The organism is Mesorhizobium album (assembly GCF_033977205.1).
GTDB classification, from domain to species: domain Bacteria; phylum Pseudomonadota; class Alphaproteobacteria; order Rhizobiales; family Rhizobiaceae; genus Mesorhizobium; species Mesorhizobium album.
This window is the reverse complement of record NZ_JAVIIW010000067.1, coordinates 20,646-28,740: the sequence shown is the minus strand read 5'-3', so window position 1 is coordinate 28,740 and position 8,095 is coordinate 20,646. Positions and strand designations below refer to the sequence as shown.

Here is an 8,095-nt window from a genome sequence, read left to right as displayed (position 1 = left end):
GCGCTTCCAAAGCGCGCTAGAATGATTGGAGCCCGATCCGCGTAACCCTTGCTGGTCAGCGGTCATCGCAATCGACCGCACGAAAGGCCGAATACATGACCGCTCCAGACCGACGCCGTCGTCGCCATTTTGCCTCTTGCCCAAAAGGGGCCGTCCATACATGACGACAGGATTGGTCGTTTCGGCCGATCTCCAAGGTGCGCGGTCTGCCAACAAGGGAACGAGCTCTCCGTCGAGCTGGCGCAACGAATCCCGCCGCGAGGGAATTACCGTCGAAGCGGCGTCATGATAAAAGCCCTGCTCCTCATCGATCCCTTCGGGGAATCATACGCCAGGCCCGCAGCCATGACACTGACAGGATTTCTCGCCTACAGCGCCGCCCTCGGCGTCGCCGCTGCCATTCCAGGCCCCGGCGTCACGGCGCTTGTCGCCCGCGCGCTCGGCTCCGGCTTTCGCTCGTCTCTGGCGATGTCCTTCGGGCTCATGCTCGGCGATCTCACCTATCTCACAGCCGTCGTGCTCGGCCTCGCTTTCGTTGCGCAGACCTTCGGCATGGTCTTCCTCGCCATCAAATGGGCGGGCGTCGCCTATCTCGCCTTCCTTGCCTGGCGCTTCTGGACCAGCGGCATCTCGCCCGAGAACATTGAGGCGCGCAAAGGCAAGGGCGGTTTCGTGGCAAGCTTCATCGCCGGGCTGACGGTCACGCTCGGCAACCCGAAGACGATGATCTTCTACCTCGCCATCACGCCAACCATCGTCGACCTCAAAACGATCACGCTGGCCGATTACGCTATCCTGGCCGCGCTTACGGTCGTCGTGCTGTTCGTGGTGCTGGTGCCCTACCTGGCGCTCGCCGCCAAGGCGCGCTGGTTCCTCAAGTCGCCGCGCGCGCTGAAGGCGCTCAACCGCACCGCCGCCGGCTTCATGATGGGCGCAGCCGCAGCTATAGCGGCGCGCCAATAGGCTCCTGTATCAACCGGTCCGGCGTTTCGGCCAAGCCATTCCGAAAACGGGCCGATCCGGAAAATGCAATTCCGGCACGGGGCGGTTTTCAGCAACCGCCCCACTCGGATATTTTCGGCGGCCGGCCTATCTTGCGCGGCTGAAAGCCTTATTCTGTTTGCCTATGCCATTGCCTTGGGAGCGAAACCAATGAACAAGCCCGTCACCTCAGCGCGCGTCCCCGGCCGCGGCCGCATCTTCAACTCGATCACCGAGACGATTGGAGACACGCCGCTGGTGCGGCTCGATAAATTTGCGAAGGAGAAGGGCATCGTCGCCAATGTCCTGGCCAAGCTCGAATTCTTCAACCCGATCGCCTCGGTCAAGGACCGCATCGGCGTCGCCATGATCGAGGCGCTGGAGGAGGCCGGCAAGATTTCGCCCGGAAAGACCACGCTGATCGAGCCGACTTCCGGCAACACCGGCATCGCGCTGGCCTTCGCCGCCGCCGCCAAGGGCTACAAGCTGATCCTCACCATGCCGGAGACCATGTCGGTCGAGCGGCGCAAGATGCTGGCGCTGCTCGGCGCCGAGCTGGTGCTGACCGAAGGGCCGAAAGGCATGAAGGGCGCCATCGCCAAGGCCGACGAGCTTGCCGCGACGCTCCCCAACGCCATCATCCCGCAGCAGTTCGAGAACCCGGCCAATCCGGAAATCCACCGCCGCACCACGGCTGAGGAGATCTGGAACGACACCAATGGCGAGGTCGACATCTTCGTTGCCGGCATCGGCACCGGCGGCACCATTACCGGCGTCGGCCAGGTGCTGAAGAAGCGCAAGCCCTCGCTGCATGTCGTGGCCGTCGAGCCGGAAGCCTCGCCGGTGCTCTCCGGCGGCCAGCCCGGCCCGCACAAGATCCAGGGCATCGGCGCCGGCTTCGCGCCCAAGATTCTCGACACCACGATCTATGACGAGATCGTCAGGGTCTCGAACGAGGATTCGGTTGCCAATGCCCGCCTCGTCGCCCGCCTCGAAGGCGTCCCGGTCGGCATTTCTTCGGGCGCAGCGCTGCAGGCGGCCATCGTTGTCGGCTCGCGGCCGGAGAACAAGGGCAAGAACCTTGTCGTGGTCATCCCATCCTTCGCCGAGCGCTATCTCTCGACGATCCTGTTCGACGGGCTGGGGGCGTAGGCTCGCCGAGAGCCGATCGTCGCGATCCTTCGCGCCTCATCTGGCCGCGCCAAATCTCCCTTTCGAGGCAGGACAATCGCATATGGCAGCGCCGGCCCCCCTCATCCGGCCACTTCGCGGCCAACTTCTCCCCGTGGGGAGAAGAGACTGGCGCCGACGCCGGCAATCTCCTCTCCCCTCGGGGAGAGGTCAGCCGAGCGAAGCGGAGGCTGGGTGAGGGGGGAGCACCCTATGCGACAGCCCGGCCTCAAGGGGAGATTCGCCCTCAATTCCGAATCAGCTTTCCCCGCTCGGCCTGCAGGAAGCGGCGCAAGGCTGGATCGCGCTCAAGGCCTATCGCCCGGTCGTAGGCTTCAGCGGCCTCGGCGGTCTTGCCGAGCCTGGCTGACAGCCCGGCCCTTGCCGCCCAGTAAGGCTGGTATTCGGCAAGCCGCCTGTCGTCGCCGATCGCGTCGAGCGCGGCAAGACCCTCTACCGCTCCCTCGGCTTCGGCGATCGCCACGGCGCGGTTGATCGCCACTACCGGCGAGCCGGCGATCGCCATCAGTGCATCGTAAAGCTGGCGGATCGCGGCCCAGTCGGTGCTGCCGCTAAGCCGTCGCGCCGTATGCGCCGATTGCACGGCGGCTTCCAGCTGGTAGCGGCCGATGATTGCTCGGGGCGCGGCGCGCCTGAGCAGCTCTTCCGCCTCGTCGATCAGCCTGTCGTCCCAGAATGCGGTGTCCTGGTCGGCAAGCGGCACGAAGTCGCCTTCGGAGCTGCGCCGCGCGGCGCGCCGGGCTTCGGCGAAAAGCATCAGCGCCAGAAGCCCGAGCGTCTCCGGCTCGTCCGGGATCAGCGACGCGACCAGCCGGCCGAGCCAGATGCCTTCGCTGGCGAGGTTGCGCCGGCGCGTCTCGGTGCCGGCCGGGTCCGACCAGCCCTCGGCAAAGGTGGCGTAGATCGCTTCCAGCACCGCGTCGAGCCGCTCGCCGAGCTCGGCCCGTTCCGGCACGCGGAAGGGGATGCCGGCCTCGCGGATGCGGTTCTTGGCGCGTACCAGGCGTTGGCCCATCGTCGCCGGCGAGACCAGGAAGGCCGAGGCTATTGCCGCGGCGTCGAAGCCAAGCACTGTCTGCAGGATCAGCGGCGCGCGCACGCTGGCCTCGATCGCCGGATGGGCGCAGGCAAACATCAGCCTGAGCCGCTCGTCAGGCAACTCGTCATTCATCATGCGCGCCTCCGCCTCCTCGGCAATCAGCTGCAGATGGCCGCGAGCCGCCTCGCCGGTCAGCCGCCGGCGCACGGCGTCGACGTCGCGCCGGCGTGCCACCGCCAGCAGCCAGGCTTCCGGTTTTTCGGGCACGCCGCTTTTCGGCCAGCGCTCCAGCGCTGCGGCGAAGGCATCGGCCAGCGCATCCTCGGCGCCGGCGACGTCGCGCGTGCGGGCCGCGAGGTAGGCGACCAGCTTGCCGTAGCTTTGCCGGGCGGCCGCCTCGGCCGCCGCCCGCGCCATCTCCGAGCGACCGTCCGTCATATGGACATTTCTAGGACAGGTAGTCGGTCATTTCCCAGATCGGCCGCACCTCCACCGTGCCGGTGCTGGCCGCCGGGCAGCGCGCACCCCATTCCATAGCCGTGTCGATATCCGTCGCTTCGATCATGTAGAAGCCGGCAAGCTGCTCCTTGGTATCGGCATAGGGGCCGTCGAGCACGTTGGTCTTGCCGTTGGCCAGCCGTATCGAGGTGGCCGCCTGGGTCGGGCGCAGCCTTTCGCCGGCGAGGTACGCGCCGGATTTCTTCAGGGCTTCGGTATAGGCGCCATAGGCCGCGAGGGTCTGCTCAACCTTATCACGCGGCGTATTCGCCATTGCGGCTTCGTCATTGTAGATCAACAGCATGTATCGCATGGTCATCTCCGTTTTCTCTCGAAGGCCGCATCGTCGCGGACCGAGCTAAAGTCGTGCGGCCACGGCCGATTTCGACAGGCGCCGGGAAAAATCTTCGTCCCCTGCGCAGGAGAGCGCAAGTCGGGCGGCTTTGGGCACTCAGGGCAATCACGTCAGGCCAACGATAGTTTCCAGGCTGCAGCGAGGACCACCAATCGTCGACGTCGGCAACGCCGGCGCTCGGAAGACGAATTCGCAACCTGAAGCGATTGCCCTGATTCGGCACCCACTCAACCGTTGGTTCGGACCTTGATCCCAAAAAAGGTGGACTCCGGTCATGTGAAACCGGAGGTCTGCAATTGCGGGTTGGCATTTCCCGGCTGCCGTCTAAACTCGCCGTGGCCGGCGCCAGGGAGGGGCGGCGCGGCGCGGATGTTTCAGGGAGGAAATAGGATGCTCAGTTTCAGGACCAAGCTTGTTGCCGCCGGCGCGCTGGCGCTGTCGTTCGGCCTCGGCGCTATGTCGGCCGGGGCGCAGGAATTCATCAATGTACTCACCGGCGGCACGTCGGGCGTCTATTATCCGCTCGGCGTCGCGTTGTCCGAGATTTACGGCAAGGGTATCGAAGGCGCCCGCACCCAGGTGCAGGCAACGAAGGCCTCGGTCGAGAACCTCAACCTGCTGCAGCAGGGCAAGGGCGAAATCGCTTTTGCGCTCGGCGATTCCGTCAAGCTCGCCGCCGAAGGCAACACGGAAGCCGGCTTCCCCGGCAAGCTCGATAAGCTGCGCGGCATTGCCGCCATCTACCCCAACTACATTCAGATCGTCGCCAGCAAGGACTCCGGCATCAAGACGCTCGCCGATCTCAAGGGCAAGAGCCTGTCGGTCGGCGCGCCTGCCTCCGGCACGGAACTCAACGCCCGCGCCATCTTCGCTGCCGCCGGGCTGAAATACGAGGATCTCGGGCGCGTCGAATATCTGCCTTTCGCCGAATCGGTCGAGCTGATCAAGAATCGCCAGCTCGACGCCACACTGCAATCCGCGGGCCTCGGCGTCGCCTCGATCCGCGACCTCGCCACCTCGGTGCCGATCAACGTCGTCGCCGTCCCGGCCGAGGACGTGGCCAAGATCGGCTCGCCCTATCTTTCGGTCGTCATCCCGAAGGGAACCTATGAGGGCCAGACGGAGGATGTCGCGACCGCCGCGGTGGGCAATTTCCTCGTCACCCGCGCCGACGTTTCCGACGAGACCGCCTATCAGATGACCAAGCTGATGTTCGAGCATCTCGACCAGCTCGCCGCCGCCCACGCCGCCGCCAAGGCGATCGATCCCGCCAAGGCGCTGGTCGGCATGCCCGTGCCGCTGCATCCCGGCGCGGAGAAATATTACAAGGAAAAAGGGCTCATCAAGTAAGGCCTCCCCTTGAGGGGAGGGCTATCGCACAGCGCAGCGCCGCCCCTTCATCCGGCCGCTCCGCGGCCACCTTCTCCCCGTGGGGGAGAAGAGACCGGCGCCAGCGCTGGCAAACACCTATCCCCTCGGGGAGAGGTCAGCGGAGCGAAGCGGAGGCTGGGTGAGGGGAGCACCTTATGCGATTCCCCTCCCCTCAAGCGGACGGACGTCGCCAGGAACCCGCCAATGACCGAAACCCCCACCGTCCTTTCTCCGACCGTCGAAGAGCCTATCGAAGGCCTGCCGCCAGGCTTCGGCGAGGGCATTGCCGGCAAGGCGGCCTTCCTGATTGCCGTCGCCTTTTCCGCCTTCCAGATCTACATCGCCGCCTATGGCAGTCTGCCCAGCCAGGTGGTGCGGGCCATGCATGTCGGTTTCCTGCTGCTGCTTGGCTTCGGCCTGATCGCCAATCTGCGCGCCACCGGCACGGCAGCGAAGGCCGCGTTCTGGATGCTCGGTGGGCTGGGCTTCGGCACCGGCCTCTACAATTGGGTGTTCTATACCGATCTCATCCGCCGTTCCGGCTTCCTCACCACGCCGGACCTGATCGTCGGCACCGTGCTGGTGGTGCTCGTCTTCGAAGCGGCACGGCGGCTGATGGGGCTGCCGCTCGCGGTCATTGCCTTCATCTTCCTCGCCTATTGCTTCGTCGGCAATCACCTGCCGCCGCCCTTCATCCATCGCGGCTACGATTTCGCCCAGCTCGTCGACACCTTCGCCTATGGCACCGAGGGCATATACGGCACGCCGGTCTATGTTTCGGCCGCCTATATCTTCATCTTCGTGGTCTTCGCCGCCTTTCTCGAACGCGCCGGCATGATCGCGCTCTTCAACGATTTCGCGCTCGGCCTGGTCGGTTCGTGGCGCGGCGGCCCGGCCCAGGTCTGCGTGCTCTCCTCGGCGCTGATGGGCACCATTTCCGGCTCCGGCGTTGCCAATGTGGTGGCGAGCGGCCAATTCACCATTCCGCTGATGAAACGCTTCGGCTTCCGCTCGGCCTTTGCCGGCGCGGTCGAGGCGACATCCTCGATGGGCGGCCAGATCATGCCGCCGGTCATGGGCGCGGTCGCCTTCATCATGGCCGAGACGCTGAACATGGCCTATGCCGAGGTGGTGAAGGCGGCGATCATTCCGGCGCTGCTCTATTTCGGCGCCTGTTTCTGGCAGGTGCATCTGGAGGCCGGCAAAGCAGGCTTGCACGGCATGGCCAAGGGCGACCTGCCCAATCCCTGGGACGCGGTGAAGCAACACTGGCCGCTGGTGCTGCCGCTTGCCGTGCTCGTCTACCTGCTCTTTGCCGGCTACACGCCGATTTTCGCCGGTACCATGGGCCTGGCGCTGACCATCGTGCTCATCCTCGGCACGCCGCTGGCCGCCTTGATCGGTCCGATGGCCTTCCGCGTCGTCTTCTGGCTGGCGCTTGGGCTTGCCGCCGCTTCCTTCATGCGGTTCGGCGTCAATGTGCTCAGCCTTGTCATCGCGGCGCTCATCGTCGCTTGCTTCTCCGTCAAGGGCGGACGCGAGACGCTTCGCATCTGTGTCGACTCGCTCGCGGAAGGCGCCAAGAACGCGCTGCCCGTCGGCATCGCCTGCGCCATCGTCGGCATCGTCATCGGCACGCTGACGCTGACCGGCGTCGCCTCGACCTTCATCGGCTGGATCATCTCCATCGGCGAGAACAACCTGTTCCTGTCGCTGGTGCTGACCATGCTCACCTGCCTGGTGCTCGGCATGGGCATCCCGACCATCCCCAACTACATCATCACCTCCTCGCTCGCCGGCCCGGCGCTTCTGTCGCTCGGCGTGCCGTTGCTGGTCAGCCACATGTTCGTCTTCTATTTCGGCATCATGGCCGATCTCACGCCGCCCGTGGCGCTGGCTGCCTTCGCGGCTGCGCCCATGGCCAGGGAAAGCGGGCTCAAGATCGGCATCCAGGCGACAAAGCTCGCCATCGCCGGTTTCGTCGTGCCGTTCATGGCCGTCTACACGCCGGCGCTGATGCTGCAGGATTCCGGCCCGATCGCCGCTTCGTTCGGCTATCCGGTCGAGGTCGCCTACATCGTCGTCAAGGCCTGCATGGGCATCGTGCTCTGGGGCGCCGCCGCCGTCGGCTTCCTCGTCCGCCGCATGGTCTGGTGGGAACGTATCGTCGCTTTCGCTGCAGGTGTGCTTCTGGTCGCAGCGCTGCCGCTTACCGACGAGACCGGCTGGGTGCTGGCGTTTGGGTGGATCGGCTGGCACTGCTGGCGCGCACGCCAGGCTTCGGCAAGGGACGCTGCGTGAGCCTCTGTATCCTTGCTGGCGGCAAAACGGTGGTTCTGGCCACGGCCGCCTTCACCCTGTCCTGGACGCATTCGGTGGAGCGGACACGCTGGCAGGAGGACTGGAAGGTAACGCCGGCAGCCCTGCGGATCGTCGAAGCACGCGTCAAGGGCTCCGGCGCCGGCATGGAGCCGCCCGTTGGCTCGGTGCTGCGCGACGGCTGGTGGGTCTATGCGCCGCGGATCGGCCCTCAGCCGCGCCTGGTGCTCGCGGCGTCCGGTGCAACCGGGGAAGGCTGGACGCTGTGCACGGCCAAAGGCTGTCGCGAGCTGGGCAGGGCAGCGGGAGAAACGATCGTGCTCGAGCCTTGCGAACCATGA

7 protein-coding genes are annotated in these 8,095 nt (G+C 65.7%); 5 read left to right on the top strand and 2 right to left on the bottom strand.

Annotated features, from left to right (window positions below; genetic code table 11):
* Positions 1 to 345: 345 nt before the first annotated feature.
* Both RFN28_RS32355 and cysK read left to right on the top strand, forming a co-directional pair.
* Positions 346 to 963, top strand: coding sequence for a LysE family translocator (locus RFN28_RS32355; protein WP_320291221.1), 618 nt, complete (start codon positions 346 to 348; stop codon positions 961 to 963).
* A gap of 189 nt (positions 964 to 1,152) precedes the next feature.
* Complete coding sequence (cysK, locus tag RFN28_RS32350) at positions 1,153 to 2,133, top strand: cysteine synthase A (protein WP_320291220.1); 981 nt, start codon at positions 1,153 to 1,155, stop codon at positions 2,131 to 2,133.
* Positions 2,134 to 2,398: 265 nt separating this feature from the next.
* Here cysK and RFN28_RS32345 read toward each other — a convergent pair whose 3' ends face one another.
* A complete protein-coding gene (locus RFN28_RS32345) occupies positions 2,399 to 3,649 on the bottom strand; it encodes an RNA polymerase sigma factor (RefSeq protein ID WP_320291219.1) in 1,251 nt (416 codons plus the stop codon).
* 10 nt (positions 3,650 to 3,659) lie between these two features.
* A complete protein-coding gene (locus tag RFN28_RS32340; RefSeq protein WP_320291222.1) occupies positions 3,660 to 4,022 on the bottom strand; it encodes a YciI family protein in 363 nt (120 codons plus the stop codon).
* A 432-nt stretch (positions 4,023 to 4,454) separates the two neighbouring features.
* On the opposite strand from RFN28_RS32340, the gene RFN28_RS32335 reads away from it, so the two are divergent.
* From RFN28_RS32335 to RFN28_RS32325, 3 genes are all read left to right on the top strand, one after another.
* The gene (locus RFN28_RS32335) at positions 4,455 to 5,414 is read left to right on the top strand and encodes a TAXI family TRAP transporter solute-binding subunit (RefSeq protein ID WP_320291218.1); all 960 of its coding nucleotides are present in this window, start codon (positions 4,455 to 4,457) and stop codon (positions 5,412 to 5,414) included.
* Between the two features lie 225 nt (positions 5,415 to 5,639).
* Positions 5,640 to 7,736, top strand: coding sequence for a TRAP transporter permease (locus RFN28_RS32330; protein ID WP_320291217.1), 2,097 nt, complete (start codon positions 5,640 to 5,642; stop codon positions 7,734 to 7,736).
* Positions 7,733 to 8,095, top strand: a complete 363-nt coding sequence (locus RFN28_RS32325; RefSeq protein WP_320291216.1) for a DUF1850 domain-containing protein — start codon at positions 7,733 to 7,735, stop codon at positions 8,093 to 8,095. Before RFN28_RS32330 ends, RFN28_RS32325 begins: the two co-directional genes overlap by 4 nt.